We start from the raw sequence: 18,183 nt of genomic DNA on the forward strand, positions 1-18,183 counted from the left end.
CCTTATCTGGCAAGGGACTTAATTGATTAGCTCGTTCTAGATTGAAAACAATTGGCAAAAATCGCAGCCATGTCTTTCTATATAAGGGTTTCACCCCTTATAACTCCCGTCCATTGCATAACACAAACCGAAGAACCAAAATAATCAAAGCTTTTTGCTTGGTTGGATTCTAGGCTATTTAAGGGATTAGGCTCATTGAAACTACTAATTTGCTATAACCAGTCTAGGAGAGCCTTACTGATTACTGTTTACTGATTACTGTTTACTGATTACTGTTTACTGTTTACTGATTACTGACCTAGCTTATGAACCGTCAAAAATTTACTTGGGGATATTCTAGTTATAAATTGCGTCAGAGAGAAAATTTTAAAGAATTTCTGTGTTTACTGGGATTATTAATAGCGGCCTTAATTATCTATCTAGTGGGATTAGGGAATTTACCCTTGCGGGATTGGGATGAAGCGACCATCGCTCAGGTGGCCAAGGAAATTAGCCAAACCCCCCTGGAACAATTGCGCTGGTTATTTCCCAGTTTTTGGGGTGATCCCTACCTGAATAAACCGCCCTTGATTCATAGTTTGATTGGTCTAACCTACCATTTCTGGGGCATCAATGAGGCTAATACTAGACTAATTCCCGCTTTTTTTACAGCTTTATCGGTGCCGCTTCTCTATCTTCTCGGTCGAGAAATTTTTCCCGCTCGTTTGCCAGCTTTACTGTCGGCCTTGATCTATTTAACTCTTTTGCCGGTGGTGCGCCATGGCCGTTTAGCCATGTTGGATGGAGCGGTATTGTGTTTTGAAATGCTGATGTTTGTTGGTTTACTGCGCTCACGGCGCGATTTACGCTGGTCTGTGGGGGCGGGGTTAGGATTTGCCCTCCTTTGTCTGACTAAGGGTATTATGGGGCTATTATTGGCGGGTATCGGCTTGATTTTTCTGCTCTGGGATACCCCCCGGTTATTAACTTCTGCCTATTTTTGGTCGGGTTGGTTATTGGGAGCAACTCCCGCTTTTGCTTGGTATAGCGCCCAATTTTGGCACTACGAGCGGGAGTTTCTCGATTCCCTTTTTGTTCAACAGTTAAAGCGAGTTAGTGACCATCTGGACGATCATCGCGGACCGTTTTGGTATTATCTGCTGGAAATTCTGAAATATAGTTGGCCGTGGTTAATTTTCTCGGTTTGGGGTTTAGGTTTAGCCCGTCAGGAACATCTCTACAGTTGGGGGAAGTTACTGTTAGTTTGGACGGGTGTTTATCTGCTGGTGGTTTCGGTAATGGCGACCAAGTTGCCTTGGTATATTCTGCCGATCTATCCGGCCTTAGCTTTAGCGGCCGGTTATGCCTTGGCGCAGGTGGTGAATCTTCCCATCGATCGCCCCTATCATCCCATCTGGTCAATTATTGTGGGTATTATCGGCGTTGTGGCGGGTTTATTAGCTTTAATGGCCTATTTTCCTGGTAATTTTGCCCTGATCGAACCGATCCATCCCTTAATTATTTTAAGCTTATTGTCAATTTCCCTGACTATGGTGACAACGGCGATTTTGTTAGCCCGGCGCTCGGAACAATTCAGCGTGGTTTTACTTTGGGGAATGTTGGTTTCTTTGTTTATTTTTGTCAATTCTCCCCTGTGGATCTGGGAATTAAATGAGAATTTCCCTGTCAAACCGGTGGCGAGTTTAGTGCAGAAATATGTGCCAGCCGATCGCCCTGTTTATATTGCTTTTGCCTACGAGCGTCCCTCATTAAATTTTTATAGTGGTCGTCGGGTTTTTCCCCTTGCTGCTGAAGAATTAATCAATCATTGGCAAAGTCACAAGCAACCTTACCTAATTATCGATCGTCAAACCAAAGAAGCTACTGATTTAGAAGGGTTAAAGGTGATCGAGTCGATGGATTCTGGTTGGTTTTTGGTGACGAAGCAGTAGTGAGGTTAATTTTGTGCGTACTTTCGATAGCAAATTAGCTTAGGCTTTAACTTGCCGGCTTCAAATGTTACAAAAATTTTACAAGTTGCGTTAAAATCACCCCTAGCGATGAAACGCAACACTTTTGTAATTGTTGAAACCGAGATTAATATGCTAAATAGGTCAATTACGGCCGAGAAAACTGAGGAATTCGCTCCTGCTGACCTGCAAGACCTGCTAGACTGTACCGATAGCTTTGTTAACCGTCATATTGGACCGACGGAGACGGAAATCGAGAAAATGCTGGCGGTTTTGGGTGTTGCTACCGTGGAGGAGTTAATCGCTCAAACAGTCCCCGCAGCAATTCGTTTACAAAAAAACCTTAATCTACCACCTGCCTTGAGTGAATACGCCGCTCTTGCCCAATTAAAAGCGATTGCCTCAAAAAATCAGGTATTTCGCTCCTTTATTGGCATGGGCTACCATGACTGTATCACCCCGCCGGTAATTCTCCGCAACATCTTAGAAAATCCGGGTTGGTACACCGCCTATACTCCCTATCAAGCGGAAATCGCCCAGGGACGCTTAGAAGCTCTCTTAAACTTCCAAACTCTCATCACTAGCTTAACCGGTCTGGAAATTGCTAACGCTTCCCTCCTCGATGAAGGAACAGCAGCCGCGGAAGCGATGAGCATGAGTTACGGACTGTGTAAAACTAAAGCCAATGCTTTCTTTATCTCCAGTAGTTGCCATCCCCAAACGATTGAAGTTGTTAAAACCAGAGCGATTCCTTTAGGTATTGATATTATTATCGAGGATCATCGTCTCTTTGACTTCCAAACGCCGATTTTTGGCGCATTATTGCAATATCCGGCCACCGATGGCGTAATTTATGACTATCGGGAATTTATCGCCAAAGCGCAGGAAAATGGGGCTTTAGTCACCGTTGCCGCCGATATTCTCAGTTTAGCCCTGTTGACTCCCCCCGGCGAATTGGGGGCTGATATTGCCGTGGGTAGCAGTCAACGCTTTGGGGTTCCCTTGGGTTATGGGGGTCCCCATGCCGCCTATTTTGCCACCAAAGATGCCTATAAACGTAGTATTCCGGGGCGCATTGTCGGGGTATCGAAGGATAGTCAGGGTAAACCCGCACTGCGTTTAGCTTTGCAAACCCGGGAACAACATATCCGCCGGGATAAAGCCACCAGTAATATTTGTACCGCACAGGTGTTACTAGCGGTGATTGCTTCCATGTACGCGGTGTATCACGGACCAGAAGGAATCAAGAAAATCGCCCAAAGAGTGCAGAAATTAACCACTTTATTGGCAACTGGCTTAAAACAGTTGGGTTATGAGGTGGGGAAAGAACCGCGCTTCGATACGCTCAAAGTTACGGTATCCACGGGAGTTAAGGATTTCCTCGCCAAGGCCAAAACCCATAAGATTAATCTGCGTTATTTTGATGAGAATAATTTAGGAATTAGTCTCGATGAAACCAGCAGTCTCAGGGATGTGTGGGATTTATGGCAAATTTTTGCGCCAACCGAGGAATTGCCCTTTACCACGGCGGAATTAGTCGAGAAAATTAGTCTAGAATTACCCGCTAATCTAACCCGTACCAGTGCCTATCTTACCGAGCCGGTGTTCAATCGTTACCACTCGGAAACGGAATTACTCAGATATCTGCACCGTCTGGAAACAAAGGATCTAGCCTTAAATACTTCCATGATTCCCCTCGGTTCCTGTACGATGAAACTCAATGCCGTAGCGGAGATGATTCCGGTAACTTGGGCAGAATTCGGCAAATTACACCCTTTTGCACCGATTGACCAAGCAGAAGGCTATCAACTGCTCTTTCAACAGTTAGAGACTTGGTTAGGGGAAATTACCGGATTTGATGGCATTTCTCTACAACCGAACGCTGGTTCTCAGGGAGAGTATGCCGGTTTACAGGTGATCCGAGCCTACCATGAAAGTCGCGGTCAAGGTCATCGTCAGATTTGCTTAATTCCTGAATCCGCTCACGGGACTAATCCTGCCAGTGCCGTTATGTGTGGTATGAAAGTAGTGGCGGTTAATTGCGATTCTCGGGGCAATATTGATATTAATGACCTGAAAACTAAGGCCGAGAAGCATCAGGATAATCTAGCGGCTTTGATGGTAACGTATCCTTCCACTCACGGCGTTTTTGAACAGGGAATTAGCGAAATTTGCGCCTTGATTCATCAATACGGTGGTCAAGTCTATATGGATGGCGCCAATATGAATGCTCAGGTGGGTTTATGTCGTCCGGCGGATTTTGGCGCCGATGTCTGTCACTTGAATCTCCATAAAACTTTCTGTATTCCCCACGGTGGGGGGGGACCGGGTATGGGACCAATTGGAGTCAAATCCCATTTAGTGCCTTTTCTGCCCGATGTTTCCCTGGTTTTGGCGAAATTATCCCCAGAAACCGCTAACGGTAAGCATCAGGACTCGATTGGCGCAATTTCGGCCGCGCCTTGGGGTAGTGCCAGCATTTTGGTGATTTCTTGGATGTATATCGCTATGATGGGGGCCGCTGGCTTGAAAAAAGCGACAGAAGTGGCAATTTTGAACGCTAATTATATGGCTTTTCGTCTGGAGTCGGCCTATCCGGTGTTATTTAAGGGTAGCGCGGGAACGGTTGCCCACGAGTGTGTGATCGATTTACGTCCCCTGAAAAAACAGGCCGGCATCGAGGTGGAAGATGTGGCAAAACGCTTGATGGATTTCGGTTTCCACGCGCCGACGGTTTCTTGGCCCGTGGCGGGTACAATGATGGTGGAACCCACGGAAAGCGAATCTTTGGGGGAATTAGACCGTTTTTGTGAAGCTTTGTTAACTATCTATCAAGAAGTACAAGCGATCGCTAATGGTAGCATGGATCCCCACGATAATCCCTTGAAAAATGCCCCCCACACAGCTGCGGTTTTAACTGCCGATGATTGGAGTCGTCCCTATTCCCGTCAACAGGCAGCTTACCCGCTTTCTTGGCTAAAAGATTATAAATTCTGGCCAGTAGTCGGACGGGTTGATAATGCCTACGGGGACAGAAATCTGGTTTGTTCCTGTGAGGGTATGGACGCTTATAAGTAATCGTAATTCCTTGATAGTATTGGTGGGGTAGTGGCAAATTACCCCGCTTTTTTTGGGTTTTTTGGAACTAAATCCGTTGAGTAACGCGCAGAAAACGGGTTTCTCCGAGAAACCCGTTTTCTACTCCATGCACTCATGCAAAAGGGGTAATACATAATCAGTTTTTAATAACTGGATTTAGTATTAAATACCTCTTGTGCCACTCGCTCACAACTGCCTACTGTTCCTAAACCGGCCTTAGTTTCTGCGTATTCATCTAACATTTTTTGGCGACGTTGCTGATTTAATAATAAATCTAGACATTCCTGCATAATTCTCTCTGGATTAGCTTCCTCTTGTAATAATTCGGGAACAATTTCTCGCATTAGAACTAAATTTACCGGTGAGACAAATGGTACAGAAAGCTTCATAATATTGCGGGCAATCCAAGCAGTAACTGCACTTAAACGGTAAACCACCACCTGCGGCACGTTTAATAAAGCAATTTCGAGATTAACTGTACCAGACTTAGCCACAGCCAGATCAGCCGCTGCAATTGCTTCTAAAGTCTGATCTCGTTCCATAATCACCGCATTTAATCCATATTCCGCCACCAATTCTCGCATTTTTGGTTCGTATAAAGCTAGGGGAACGGGAATTAAAAACTTAATATCGGGAATTTTTTCCTGTAATTTTTGGGCAGCAGCGCACACCGTCGGCACGAGATATTTAAACTCCTGTTGACGGGAAGCGGGTAACAAAGCGATCACCGTTTCTTTGGGTTTTATTGCCCATTTTTGCCGCATTTCTTGGCGATTGGGAGCATTGGCCATACGATCAACTAAAGGATGTCCCACCCAAGTTACCGGTACACCTTTTGTTTCAAAAAAACGGGCTTCGGCAGGAAAAATTGCCAATAATTTATCGGTGACGGCGATTAATTTTTCCGTATTAAATAACTTTTCTGCTGTGGACCTTAGTTTAGCTGAGGGAATATTTTCTTCCGACCAAATCCACACCTGTGGGGCAATATAATAGATAATTGGGACACCGGGAATAATTTTTTTAGCCGACTGACCGATCGCCACATTTGCCCCCACATAATCAATTAAAATAATGATATCAGGGGGATTATCTCTAAAAAACTCTTTTGCTCGTTTTTGTAGTTGTAAAGTTGGCCAAATAAAGGGGATAGATTCAATTAATCCCATGGCAGCCAGTCGAGTGGTTTTACCCAACATTTTTGCTCCGGCTAACTCCATGCGATCGCCACCTAGGGCAAAAATTTCTAACTCAATTGCCTGGGTTTTAGCTAGTTTAAAAAGGGATTCAATCAGCATGGCTGCCTGTAAATCACCCGATACCTCACCTGTACTAATAAATATACGCATTTGGATAATTATTTGATAATAAAAGAATTCAGGAGACAGGATTGCTGGAGATAGGAGATAGGAGTCAGGATTGAGAAGACAGACTTCGGGGTGAGCTTTTGTCGAACGCTTTTTCTTCCCGCTCCCCAATTCATAATTCATAATTCATCATTCATAATTCCCACTCCCCACAGACTGTTCCTCAATCAATAAGTTATTTCCCCGGAATTAAACCGCGACGTTTTTCTCCTGTGGTAGAGGATTGTAAAAATTGACAGAGATGTTGAACATGAGGGTTATCGGTTAAGAGAGAAACTTGTTCTAAAGCCTCCTGAAGATTTAGATTAGAACGATAGATAATCCGAAAAGCTTTTTTCAGTAAAGCTAGATCTTCATCGGTACAACCTGCTCTTTGTAAACCGACTAAATTAAGAGTTCGCACGCGACAGGGATTGCCTTCTACTAAAGTAAAAGGGGGAACATCGCGATCAATACGACTCATTCCTCCTAACATGGCCATTTTGCCAATATGAACAAATTGATGTACTCCTAAAACCCCCCCGATAACTGCTTTTGATTCAATATGGACATGACCGGCCAAGGCGACACTATTAGCGATAATAATGTTATCTTGCAAAATACAATTATGGGCAACGTGAACATAGGCCATTAATAAATTATTATTGCCAATTTGGGTAACTTCTCCAGTATCCGTGGCGCGATTAATCGTGACAAACTCGCGAATTTGGTTATTATCACCAATTTCTACGCTACTTTCGCCACCTTTATACTTTAAATCCTGTGGTTCATTACCAATAACAGCCCCAGAAAAAATATGATTACCCTTGCCAATTTTGGTCGGACCCTCAATGACCACATGGGCATCAATAATTGTATCAGCTTCAATTTCCACATTGGCCCCGATCACAGCATAGGGACCAACTTTAACCTTGGGATCAAGTTTTGCCGACGGATGGATAACCGCAGTGGGGTGGATTAACGTATTCAAAGGGAAGTCTCCCGCGCTCAACTTCGTCACTGTATGAATCATGGTATAGCTTATCCTATATTGGACAGATGTGATCAAGATTGATAGCGGTTGCTTGCGGAGGGGACGACTTTAATGGGGAACCAGAACCCGATAAACTATTAACCAGATTCTCTTGGTTCCTTCGTCCCTCCCATCCTGATAAAAAATATATGAGTAATAATAGACCTAAAATTATAGTCTTAGATGACGACCCGACAGGTTCCCAGACAGTCCATAGTTGTCTGTTATTGATGCGGTGGGATGAAGATACTCTCCGCTTGGGATTGGCAGATAATGCGCCAATTTTCTTTGTTTTGACCAATACTCGCGCTTTAACCCCCGAAAAAGCCGAGTCTGTCACGCGAGAAGTCTGTCATAACCTGAAAACTGCCTTAACTAAAGAGGGAATCGAGGATTTTTTGGTGGTTAGTCGTTCCGATTCTACCCTGCGCGGGCATTATCCGATCGAAACTGATGTTATTGCCGAAGAATTGGGCGGTTTTGATGCTCATTTCCTGATTCCAGCCTTTTTTGAGGGGGGCAGAATCACCCGCGATAGTATTCACTATTTAATCATCGATGGCGTTCCCACTCCCGTCCACGAGACAGAATTTGCTCGGGATTCGGTTTTTGCCTACCATTACAGTTATCTGCCGGATTATGTGGAGGAGAAAACGAAAGGTAAAATTAAAGCAGATGATGTGGAGAGATTTTTACTGGCAGATATCCGTCAAGGTAGTTTAGAACGATTGCAAAAGCTCGAAAATAATCAATGTGGGGTGGTAGATGGGGAAACTCAAGCGGATCTCGATCGCTTTGCCGAAGATATTTTAACCGCCGCAGGGGAGGGAAAAAAATTTTTATTCCGCAGTGCCGCCAGTATTTTAACTTCTTTGGCTAATTTAGGAACTCAACCGATCGCACCCGAATCTATGGGTAAGTATAAGCCCACGGGGGAAGCCGGGGCAATTATCGTCGGTTCCCACGTCAAAAAAACTAGCCAACAATTAGATAAACTGCTTCAACAACCCAACACCGTCGGAGTCGAAATCGATGTGACGGCATTGCGCGATCGTCCCGATCAACAAGAGCAACTCTTAGCACAAGCTCTGGAAAAAGTCAAGCTTATTCACAAAAATAAACAAACCCCCGTGATCTATACCAGTCGGCAAGAGTTAACCTTTGCTTCTGTGCAGAAACGCCTTGATTTTGGGGTTGCCGTCTCCACCCTGTTAATGGACATTGTTAAGGGTTTACCCGGTGACATCAGTTTTTTAATCAGTAAAGGCGGTATTACCTCTAATGATGTCTTAAGTACGGGTTTAAGCCTGCAATCGGCCCGTTTACTCGGTCAGATTCTCCCCGGTGTCTCCATGGTCCGTACAGCAGCCGATCATCATCTCTTTCCTAATCTACCTGTGGTTCTTTTCCCGGGTAATGTCGGTGATGTCCAAGCTTTAGCTACAGTTTATCAACGTTTGTGTCAATAGGAGGCAATCAGTGATCAGTGAGCAGTGAGCAGATGTAAGTTTTCAGTTCACTGATTACTGAAAAAAGCTCCCCAATTCATAATTCATAATTCATAATTCCCACTGCTGCCGGCTGCTCAAGGTTCATAATTAAAGAAACATCTATACTGATAGCCAGTTAATTTTTATGAAAACTGTTGCCGATACGGACTTGCAAAGGCTAGAAGACTTAATTATCAACGGACAAAAAGCGATCGAGACTCGTTTCACGGCGATCGAGAATAGTATCGTCGAAATTAAGGCTGATATTGGCGAAATTAAAGCTGATATTAAGGAAATCAAGCAAGATGTTAAATCCCTAGAGATAGGACAGGCCAAATTAACCGAAAGAGTCGAAGGGATGGATAATCGCCTCAAAATAGTCGAAGGCAGTCAAAAAAATCAAATTTGGGCATTGATAACCATTTTAGGGGGTTCACTGATTACCGCTTCCGTCGGTTTGCTGATCGCTATTTTACGCTTTGTCTTGTTTAAGTAAAAAATTATCTTTATGAATGAAACTAAAACCGAAATAAATCAAGAAATCGACCTAGAAACCGAAAAAATTGCGCCATCAGCCTCGGTAATGTCGAGATACGCCCAAATCCACCTAAAAAGTGAGGGCGAGAAATTGGTGCTAATTTTACCCAAAACCGGCACTGGGGAGACAAGTCAGGATTGGACGGATATCTTGACAGGATTAAAATATTATCTCCGTAATAGCGGCCAAAACTGCCCCCCTAGAACCCCTGTACACCTACAGGCCAACGATCGCCTGATGGATACGCGGCAACTACAAGCGATCGCCACAATTTTAGACAGTGCCGAATTACCCCTGCACACGATCCAAACCCAAAGAAGACAAACCGCAGTGGCAGCGGCAACTATGGGTTACAATGTCGAACAAATGCGCTCCAATCCGGGGGTTTTCGGGGATGAGCAACCTTCCCAATCTCCCCTTGCCGAACCTTTGTACTTAAAAACCACCCTGCGATCGGGTGTAGAAATCCGTCACCCGGGTACAGTTATAGTCATGGGCGATGTCAACCCCGGCGGATCGATCGTCGCTGATGGCGATATATTAGTTTGGGGGAGTTTGCGCGGTGTGGCCCATGCCGGATTCCGCGGCGATCGAGCGGCGGTAATTATGGCCCTGCGAATCGATTTAACTCAACTGAGGATCGCGGAATTAGTGGCACGGGCCCCGGCTTTAGATAGCGATCGCATGGAACCAGAAATTGCCTGTACCAGCGAAGGAGGAATTCGCATCATTGGGGCTTATAATTTTTCCAGAACCTACACATTTAAAGATAAAGTGGGGTGGGTCGAAAAAAGGTGAGCAGTGACCAGTAAACAGTGATCAGTAAACAGTGATCAGTAAACAGTGATTCAGTCACTGGTAAAAATAGCGATTAACTGCGTTGAAACGAAAAACTCTATAAAACTGATAACTGATAACTGATAACTGATAACTGATAACTAATAACTAATAACTGATAACTGATAACTGATATAAATTATGGCTCGTGTAATTGTGGTGACATCGGGAAAGGGAGGAGTCGGTAAAACGACGGTAACGGCGAACTTAGGTTCAGCCTTATCTCAATTAGGCTGTCGAGTCGCCCTTGTCGATGCCGATTTCGGACTAAGAAATCTCGATTTATTGTTAGGATTAGAACAGCGTATCGTTTATACTGCCCTCGATGTGGTGGCGGGAGATTGTAGCCTTGATAAAGCTTTAGTTAAGGATAAAAGACAGGAAAATCTGGTCTTATTACCAGCGGCACAAAATCGTACCAAAGAGGCAATTACTGCCGATCAAATGAAGGATTTAGTCGCCCAATTGTCAAAAAGTTATGACTATGTATTGATTGATTGCCCAGCAGGAATTGAAATGGGTTTTCGCAATGCGATCGCACCTGCCCAAGAAGCGATCATCGTTACTACCCCAGAAATGTCGGCGGTGAGAGATGCCGATCGGGTGGTGGGATTACTAGAAAGCGAGGATATTAAAAGTATCCGTCTGATTGTCAACCGGCTGCGGCCGGAAATGATTCAACTTAACCAGATGATCAGCGTCGAGGATATTCTCGACCTCTTGGTAATTCCCCTGTTGGGGATTATTCCCGACGATCAAAAAATTATTATTTCCACTAATAAAGGGGAACCATTAGTATTAGAGGAGAAGACCTCTCTCCCCGCCATGGCCTTTAGAAACATTGCCCAACGTTTACAGGGTCGCGATGTGCCGTTTCTAGATTTAATGGCTGGTCAGGAAGGTTTTCTTACTCGTCTGCGTCGTCGCTTATTTGGGCCCTAAACTCTCTCATCTCAACCCCTTAACCTACTATGAATGACCTGATCGATAAACTTCTCGCATGGCGAGGTTCGGGCAAAAGTGGCGACCAAGCTAAAAAACGTTTAAAACTTATTCTGGCCCATGATCGCGCCGATCTTAGTCCCGAAATTCTCAATATGATGCGTCAAGAAATCTTAGAAGTGGTCAGTCGTTATCTTGATATCGACACCGAGGAAACCGAGTTACTCCTAGAAAGTGACCAACGAACTACAGCCCTGATTGCTAATTTTCCGATTCGTCGGATCAAACGCCGTCCTTTAACCGAGAAATTGCCATGAAAACTACACCGATCGAGCTTTGTCTTAGTCTAGCGGTTAGTCCCTTCCTTCTCTCCTATCTAGCCCTGCGTTCCCTCAATCATTGGTTAATTGAATTGGGCCAGGAAAGTGAGGAAGTGTTTCGCGGCGATCGCTTACCCCTTCTCAATATTGCCGATCAGTTACCGGCAAACAGTGACCGATGATCTTTTCTGGAAAGAGTTACCAAGAAAAAAGTCCTTTTGCTCCTGAAAAGAGGCTAGGATAGTGAAATTTTTGTTAAAAATTGCAAAAAATGTGATTCTTTGGGATAAAATCTCATTTTTGACAAACCCTAAGAACTAATCATTTCAACAAAGTACATCCCGATATATCAGGGAACAGGGGATAGGGATTTAGGGAGATAGGGATTTAGGGAGATAGGGAAATTTCAGCTAAATTACCCACTGCCCCACTACCCCAACACCCAACACCCCACCCCACTCCTAACTCCTAACTCCTAAATCCTTTTCACTTTTTACTGAAATTATGAGCGTCCTTGTCCCCTCGACCGAAACCGAACAGGATATTTTCACCACTTCCAACCTGTTTCTGCAGCAAAGACTGAAATTAACCGAAGATTTATGGAAAGAAGTCTTGGTCTCCGAATGTGGTCAAGAATTAGTCGATTTACTGGAATTACTGCGCCATCTCTGTTCTGAGGAAGGACAAGTGACCGATGATAGTGCGGAAGCAACGATCGCCAAAATGATTGAAGACTTGGAACTAGGGGAAGCGATCAAAGTCACCCGCGCTTTTGCCCTCTATTTCCAGTTAATCAATATCATCGAACAACACTACGAACAAAGGGATCAGCAACTACTGCGACGGACGGTGATCGGGGAAGAAAACGAAAGTCCCAAGACAGACCCAACGCAAAAAAGCATTTTAGCCACCATTGTGGGGGCTGATTGGCTAGAAAAAACCCTGAACGGGTCCGATAATTCCAGCCCAAAATCGGGACTATTTCACTGGTTATTTCCCTATCTCAAACAGGTTAACGTCCCCCCCCAAGAAATCCAGCGTCTTCTCGATCAGTTAGATATTCGTCTGGTTTTTACGGCCCACCCGACGGAAATTGTCCGTCATACCATTCGCATTAAACAGCGCCGCATCTCGGGCATTCTCGAAAAACTCGACCAAGCAGAAGAAATCTTTCGCAGCATGGGGTTAACTAACTCCAGAGAAGCACAAACAGTCACCAAACAGTTAAAAGAAGAAATTCGTTTTTGGTGGCGAACAGATGAACTACATCAATTTAAACCCACCGTCGTCGATGAGGTGGATTATGCCCTGCACTACTTCGATGAAGTTCTCTTCGATTCCCTACCCCAGTTAACCCTACGTCTGCAGCAAAGCCTACAATCCTCCTTTCCCCGTTTACAAGCGCCGAAAAATAACTTCTGTCGCTTCGGTTCTTGGGTGGGAGGGGATCGGGATGGCAATCCCTCCGTTACCCCCGAAGTCACCTGGAAAACCTGCTGTTATCAGCGCAATCTGGTTATTAAAAAATATCTCGATGCTATTCACGACCTGACCAGTATTTTAAGCGCCTCCCTGCACTGGTGTCACGTCTTGCCGGAGTTGCTGGACTCTCTAGACAGAGATAAACAGCAAATGCCCGAAATCTATAGCCAGTTGGCCATCCGCTACCGTCAGGAACCCTATCGCCTGAAATTGGCCTTTATTCAAAAACGTCTGGAAAATACCTGCGATCGCAATAACCGCCTCAATGACCCGGAAGAACGACAATTATTAACTAAACTCAACGAAACCAACATCTATCGCTCCGGTTCCGAGTTTTTAGCCGAATTAAAGCTATTACAGCGCAGTCTCTTGCAAACTGGTCTTTCCTGTCAAGAACTCGAGCAACTGATCGCCCAAGTAGAGATTTTTGGCTTTGTCCTGACTCAGTTAGATTTTCGGCAAGAATCCACCCGTCATGCCGAATGTATCGAAGAAATCGCCGCCTATCTCGGAGTTTTACCGAAACCCTATGGCAAATTAACCGAATCAGAAAAAATCGCCTGGTTAGTGGAGGAATTAAAAACCCGTCGGCCCCTAATTCCCCGGGAAATGCCCTTCTCGGAAAGAACCTGCGAAACCATTGAAACCCTGCGAGTTTTAAGAAGTCTGCAAGGGGAATTTGGTCTGGAAATCTGCCAAACCTACATTATCAGCATGACCAACGAGGCCAGCGATGTGCTAGAAGTGCTGTTATTAGCCCAAGAAGCCGGTTTATACGACCCCGCCACTAGCCGCAGTTCCCTCCGCATCGTTCCCCTCTTTGAAACCGTCGATGACCTCAAACACGCCCCCGGCATCATGCAGACTTTGTTTGAATTGCCCCTCTATCGGGCAGCCCTAGCCGGCGGTTACGACCATTTAGCGGCTTTAAACGGGGAGGAAGTGACCCCGGAACCGGCCATCCTCGAACCGAGTAATTTACAGGAGATTATGGTGGGTTACTCCGATAGTAACAAGGATTCCGGCTTTTTAAGCAGTAATTGGGAAATTCATAAGGCCCAGAAGGCTTTACAGAAAACCGCTAAACAATACGGCGTGGATCTACGTCTTTTTCATGGCCGGGGCGGTTCCGTCGGTCGCGGTGGTGGACCGGCCTACGCCGCTATCCTCGCCCAACCCCGGGGAACTATTAACGGTCGCATTAAAATCACGGAACAGGGCGAGGTTTTAGCCTCGAAATACTCCTTACCGGAATTGGCCTTGTATAACCTCGAAACGGCCGTAACGGCAGTCATACAGGCAAGTTTACTGGGCAGTGGTTTTGATGATCTCGAACCCTGGAATCGCATCATGGAGGACTTGGCCACCTGTTCACGGCAAACCTATCGCAGTTTGATTTATGAAGAACCGGACTTTTTAGACTTCTTTCTGTCCGTAACTCCCATTCCTGAAATTAGTCTTTTACAGATTAGTTCCCGACCGGCCCGCCGGAAAAGTGGTCAACAGGATTTAAGTACCCTGCGGGCAATTCCCTGGGTATTTAGTTGGACCCAAACCCGTTTTCTTTTACCGGCTTGGTATGGTTTAGGGACAGCTTTACAGATGTTTCTCGATGATTCTCCTAACCGAAATTTGGAATTGTTACGCCATTTTTATCACAAGTGGCCTTTCTTCCAGATGGTGATTTCTAAGGCAGAAATGACTCTATCAAAGGTGGATCTACAGATGGCCTATCACTACGTCAGTGAACTTTCTAAACAGGAAGATCGAGAACGTTTTGAACGTCTGTTTGAAAGGATTAAAGAGGAATATAATCGCACTAGCGAGATTGTTCTCCAGATCACTGGCGAGAAACATTTATTAGATAATGATCCGAGTTTACAGCGCTCGGTGCAGTTACGCAACGGTTCGATCGTTCCCCTCGGTTTCCTACAGGTGTCTCTCCTGAAGCGTTTACGTCAATACAATAGTCAAGCTCAATCCGGTGTGATTCATTTCCGCTATTCTAAAGAGGAGTTATTAAGGGGTGCTTTAATGACGATTAATGGTATTGCCGCAGGGATGAGAAATACCGGTTGATTACAGATAATTAATGGTAGTTTTCGGGTGGTTATCTTGAAGGTAATCCACCCTATTTTTGGGATTTGTAAACTTTTTGTATAATTTCTACTAAGTTGTTATTTTTCAAGGGAAAATCACAGCTAAAATTGGGCATTTGAGTAACGCACAGAAAACGGGTTTCTCGGAGAAACCCGTTTTCTACTCATGCACTCATGCAAAAAGGGGAATAAATAATCAGTCTTTAATAACCAGATTTAGTATTACTTCCGATTTTATTACTCAATCCCCACCGGGAAGGATTCTACTGGTTAATATTACTATTATCTATTAACTAAAAATGAAGATTTTACTGCTAACGGTTGACAATTGATGAGCGACCCCGAAGAGAAGCAATTAAGCTCACCGGTGTGTCGGAAGATTAGAGATTGTGCCAAAATGGAAGCAGTGACCCAATGATTACAGGTAAATTGTCAAAAAAAGGATCGAGTAACCGTGACTGATACCAACCTAGATATACTATCCCTGACGGATCCAGCGATCGCAGGGATTCTGCAAAAAGAACTGCAACGTCAAAGAGATCACCTAGAATTAATCGCTAGTGAAAACTTTACCTCGGCTGCCGTCATGGCCGCCCAGGGTTCGGTTTTAACCAACAAATACGCAGAAGGACTGCCCAAAAAACGCTACTATGGCGGTTGCGAATACGTTGACGAAGCGGAACAATTAGCGATTGATCGGGTTAAACGACTATTTGGGGCAAACCACGCCAACGTACAACCCCACTCCGGGGCCCAAGCTAATTTCGCCGTTTTCCTGACCCTCTTGCAGCCAGGCGATACGATTATGGGCATGGATCTCTCCCACGGTGGTCATCTTACCCACGGTTCCCCCGTTAACGTTTCCGGGAAATGGTTCCGAGTGGTACAGTACGGAGTAAGTCCCGAAAGCGAACTCCTGGACTACGATCTCATCCTTGACATCGCCCGCAAAGAAAAACCAAAACTAATTATCTGTGGTTATTCTGCCTACTCGCGCCGGATTGATTTCGAGAAATTCCGCACCATCGCCGACGAAGTGGGGGCCTATCTGATGGCAGATATCGCTCATATTGCCGGTTTAGTGGCCACCGGTCATCATCCTAACCCTCTACCCCACTGTGATGTGGTCACTACCACCACTCACAAAACCCTGCGCGGTCCTAGGGGGGGGTTAATTATGACCAAAGACGAGGAATTAGGCAAAAAATTCGATAAATCCGTCTTCCCCGGTACCCAAGGCGGACCCCTAGAACACGTGATTGCGGCGAAAGCTGTGGCTTTTGGGGAGGCCCTGAAACCGGAGTTTAAAATCTATTCGGGCCAAGTAATCGCTAATGCCCAAGCTTTAGCCAGTCAGTTGAAAGCTAGAGGGATTAAAATTGTCACCGATGGTACGGATAATCACTTGATGTTACTCGATTTAAGATCCGTGGGCATGACCGGGAAAGAAGCCGATCGCCTGGTGAGTACCATTAATATTACCGCTAATAAAAACACTGTTCCCTTCGATCCCGAGTCTCCCTTTGTCACCAGTGGTCTGCGCTTGGGTTCCCCGGCTATGACCACCAGAGGACTAGGAGAAACGGAATTTATCGAGATTGGCAACATTATCGCCGATATTCTCCTTAATCCAGGTGATGAAGTCCTGAGAACTGCTTGCCGTCAACGGGTAGCCAAACTCTGTGAAAGCTTCCCCCTCTATCCCCATCTCCATATTTCCGTCCCCGCCTTGGCCTAAAAAGAGAGATAATAAAAGTTCATAATTGGCGATTGCCTGTCAGTTGCCAATTGTGAATTAAATCGCCCCCCAATTCCCATGTCCGGAGATTTATACTATCTAATTGCTTTTCTGATCGCCCATACCGTGGTACTTTGGAGTACCCCCCTCGTCAGAACCGTCGGACTGAAAAGCGGTTACGTCGATAAACCCAACGAAAGGAAGGTCCATGAAAAGCCTATGGTTCGACTGGGGGGAGTTTCGATTTTTGTCGGCGCTTTAACGGCCCTCCTGATCGTTTGGTGGTTGGGAGGGTTTGCTGGTTTAAAAAGCGATCGAGAATGGGAAGTGTGGGGCGTAACCCTAGGCGGTTTCGGCTTTTTCCTCATCGGTCTAGCGGATGATCTTTTTAATCTTTCGCCCCTCAATCGTCTGGTAATGCAGTTTAGCGTCGCTTTTCTAGCTTGGCAAGCTGGCGTTAGGATCGATTTCCTCTCTATTCCCTTCGGCGATTTATTACAAATTCATTGGCTAAGTTTACCAGTTACTCTCCTCTGGTTAGTGGGGATGGCTAATGCGATTAATTGGATTGACGGTTTAGATGGATTAGCGGCGGGGGTTTCGGGTATATCTGCCGTCGTGATTTTGATTGTAACTTTGGTGATGGGACAACCGGCCGCCGCTATTATCGCCGCCGCTTTAGCGGGTGGGGCCTTGGGTTTTCTGCGTTACAATTTTAACCCCGCCCAAATTTTTATGGGGGATGGTGGGGCCTATTTTATGGGTTTTACCCTGGCGGGTGTGGCGGTGATTGGATTGGCGAAAACTACTGCTGTGACTACTGTTGCCGTTACCGCCGTCCTATTACCCTATCTCATCCTCGCAGTTCCTCTCCTCGATATGTCCACGGTGATTATTTCCCGTCTCAAACGCGGAAAATCCCCTTTTGTGGCTGATAAACGTCATTTACACCATCGTTTACTGAAAGCGGGTATCTCTCACCGTCTGACAGTATTATTTATCTACGCCCTAACTCTCTGGGTGGGCAGTTTAGCCCTCGGTTTCTCCAATGTTCCCAGTGGTTGGGGTTTTGCCTTTGGCGCGACTCTCCTCCTCGGTTACGTCGGTTGGCAAGTCTGGCGCAATCGTGGCAGTGAACCCTAATCCATCTTAAACTCGGCACGATGCTCTTCTAGGTTCTGTGTGATAAGTTTAATTGACATAGGATCGATCGATCTTTGTGTCCTTTGTGTCTTTGTGGTTCGTTCCACCCCCTCGCTCTTGAGAAATGTATCTTAGAATACATTTTACCCACCAAAGCTGGGAGAGCC

The 18,183-nt window shown here is 45.4% G+C and carries 13 protein-coding genes; 11 read left to right on the forward strand and 2 right to left on the reverse strand.

What is annotated here, in order from left to right; genetic code table 11:
* Positions 1 to 305 precede the first annotated feature (305 nt).
* Positions 306 to 1,931, forward strand: coding sequence for a glycosyltransferase family 39 protein (locus tag ACE1AQ_RS03545; protein WP_110544750.1), 1,626 nt, complete (start codon positions 306 to 308; stop codon positions 1,929 to 1,931).
* A gap of 108 nt (positions 1,932 to 2,039) precedes the next feature.
* Positions 2,040 to 5,027, forward strand: a complete 2,988-nt coding sequence (gene gcvP / locus ACE1AQ_RS03550) for an aminomethyl-transferring glycine dehydrogenase (RefSeq protein WP_008202763.1) — start codon at positions 2,040 to 2,042, stop codon at positions 5,025 to 5,027.
* A 164-nt stretch (positions 5,028 to 5,191) separates the two neighbouring features.
* Here the strand turns inward: gcvP and lpxB are convergent, their stop codons facing one another.
* Together lpxB and lpxA are read right to left on the reverse strand one after the other, a co-directional pair.
* Complete coding sequence (gene lpxB / locus ACE1AQ_RS03555; protein WP_110544765.1) at positions 5,192 to 6,397, reverse strand: lipid-A-disaccharide synthase; 1,206 nt, start codon at positions 6,395 to 6,397, stop codon at positions 5,192 to 5,194.
* A 193-nt stretch (positions 6,398 to 6,590) separates the two neighbouring features.
* Positions 6,591 to 7,427 carry an acyl-ACP--UDP-N-acetylglucosamine O-acyltransferase gene (gene lpxA / locus ACE1AQ_RS03560; RefSeq protein WP_106908827.1) on the reverse strand — a complete coding sequence of 279 codons (837 nt, stop codon included), beginning with the start codon at positions 7,425 to 7,427 and terminating at the stop codon, positions 6,591 to 6,593.
* Between the two features lie 149 nt (positions 7,428 to 7,576).
* On the opposite strand from lpxA, the gene ACE1AQ_RS03565 reads away from it, so the two are divergent.
* The 9 genes from ACE1AQ_RS03565 (at position 7,577) to ACE1AQ_RS03605 (ending at position 18,016) form a co-directional block, all read left to right on the forward strand.
* The gene (locus tag ACE1AQ_RS03565) at positions 7,577 to 8,896 is read left to right on the forward strand and encodes a four-carbon acid sugar kinase family protein (RefSeq protein ID WP_110544748.1); all 1,320 of its coding nucleotides are present in this window, start codon (positions 7,577 to 7,579) and stop codon (positions 8,894 to 8,896) included.
* Positions 8,897 to 9,062: 166 nt separating this feature from the next.
* Positions 9,063 to 9,413, forward strand: coding sequence for a hypothetical protein (locus ACE1AQ_RS03570; RefSeq protein WP_103112913.1), 351 nt, complete (start codon positions 9,063 to 9,065; stop codon positions 9,411 to 9,413).
* A 12-nt stretch (positions 9,414 to 9,425) separates the two neighbouring features.
* Positions 9,426 to 10,253, forward strand: a complete 828-nt coding sequence (minC, locus tag ACE1AQ_RS03575; protein ID WP_110544746.1) for a septum site-determining protein MinC — start codon at positions 9,426 to 9,428, stop codon at positions 10,251 to 10,253.
* A gap of 180 nt (positions 10,254 to 10,433) precedes the next feature.
* The gene (minD, locus tag ACE1AQ_RS03580) at positions 10,434 to 11,234 is read left to right on the forward strand and encodes a septum site-determining protein MinD (RefSeq protein ID WP_008203116.1); all 801 of its coding nucleotides are present in this window, start codon (positions 10,434 to 10,436) and stop codon (positions 11,232 to 11,234) included.
* Positions 11,235 to 11,263: 29 nt separating this feature from the next.
* Complete coding sequence (gene minE / locus ACE1AQ_RS03585) at positions 11,264 to 11,551, forward strand: cell division topological specificity factor MinE (RefSeq protein ID WP_002764792.1); 288 nt, start codon at positions 11,264 to 11,266, stop codon at positions 11,549 to 11,551.
* Positions 11,548 to 11,736: a hypothetical protein gene (locus ACE1AQ_RS03590; protein WP_008203121.1), complete on the forward strand. Its 189-nt coding sequence runs from the start codon at positions 11,548 to 11,550 to the stop codon at positions 11,734 to 11,736. Before minE ends, ACE1AQ_RS03590 begins: the two co-directional genes overlap by 4 nt.
* Before the next feature lie 322 nt (positions 11,737 to 12,058).
* Entirely contained in the window at positions 12,059 to 15,115 is a 3,057-nt protein-coding gene (ppc, locus tag ACE1AQ_RS03595) for a phosphoenolpyruvate carboxylase (protein WP_008203123.1), read from the forward strand.
* Positions 15,116 to 15,589: 474 nt separating this feature from the next.
* Positions 15,590 to 16,873 carry a serine hydroxymethyltransferase gene (gene glyA, locus ACE1AQ_RS03600; RefSeq protein ID WP_008203125.1) on the forward strand — a complete coding sequence of 428 codons (1,284 nt, stop codon included), beginning with the start codon at positions 15,590 to 15,592 and terminating at the stop codon, positions 16,871 to 16,873.
* A gap of 78 nt (positions 16,874 to 16,951) precedes the next feature.
* Positions 16,952 to 18,016, forward strand: coding sequence for a glycosyltransferase family 4 protein (locus ACE1AQ_RS03605; RefSeq protein WP_008203127.1), 1,065 nt, complete (start codon positions 16,952 to 16,954; stop codon positions 18,014 to 18,016).
* The last annotated feature ends 167 nt before the right edge of the window (positions 18,017 to 18,183 follow it).

It is taken from the genome of Microcystis sp. BLCC-F209, assembly GCF_041928595.1.
Lineage (GTDB): Bacteria > Cyanobacteriota > Cyanobacteriia > Cyanobacteriales > Microcystaceae > Microcystis.

What these genes read in the sequence shown, in the direction of transcription:
- ACE1AQ_RS03545 (WP_110544750.1), top strand. Translation starts at nt 306, where the DNA reads ATGAACCGTCAAAAATTTACTTGGGGATATTCTAGTTATAAATTGCGT.
- gcvP (WP_008202763.1), top strand. Translation starts at nt 2,040, where the DNA reads ATGAAACGCAACACTTTTGTAATTGTTGAAACCGAGATTAATATGCTA.
- lpxB (WP_110544765.1), bottom strand. Translation starts at nt 6,397, where the DNA reads ATGCGTATATTTATTAGTACAGGTGAGGTATCGGGTGATTTACAGGCA.
- lpxA (WP_106908827.1), bottom strand. Translation starts at nt 7,427, where the DNA reads ATGATTCATACAGTGACGAAGTTGAGCGCGGGAGACTTCCCTTTGAAT.
- ACE1AQ_RS03565 (WP_110544748.1), top strand. Translation starts at nt 7,577, where the DNA reads ATGAGTAATAATAGACCTAAAATTATAGTCTTAGATGACGACCCGACA.
- ACE1AQ_RS03570 (WP_103112913.1), top strand. Translation starts at nt 9,063, where the DNA reads ATGAAAACTGTTGCCGATACGGACTTGCAAAGGCTAGAAGACTTAATT.
- minC (WP_110544746.1), top strand. Translation starts at nt 9,426, where the DNA reads ATGAATGAAACTAAAACCGAAATAAATCAAGAAATCGACCTAGAAACC.
- minD (WP_008203116.1), top strand. Translation starts at nt 10,434, where the DNA reads ATGGCTCGTGTAATTGTGGTGACATCGGGAAAGGGAGGAGTCGGTAAA.
- minE (WP_002764792.1), top strand. Translation starts at nt 11,264, where the DNA reads ATGAATGACCTGATCGATAAACTTCTCGCATGGCGAGGTTCGGGCAAA.
- ACE1AQ_RS03590 (WP_008203121.1), top strand. Translation starts at nt 11,548, where the DNA reads ATGAAAACTACACCGATCGAGCTTTGTCTTAGTCTAGCGGTTAGTCCC.
- ppc (WP_008203123.1), top strand. Translation starts at nt 12,059, where the DNA reads ATGAGCGTCCTTGTCCCCTCGACCGAAACCGAACAGGATATTTTCACC.
- ACE1AQ_RS03605 (WP_008203127.1), top strand. Translation starts at nt 16,952, where the DNA reads ATGTCCGGAGATTTATACTATCTAATTGCTTTTCTGATCGCCCATACC.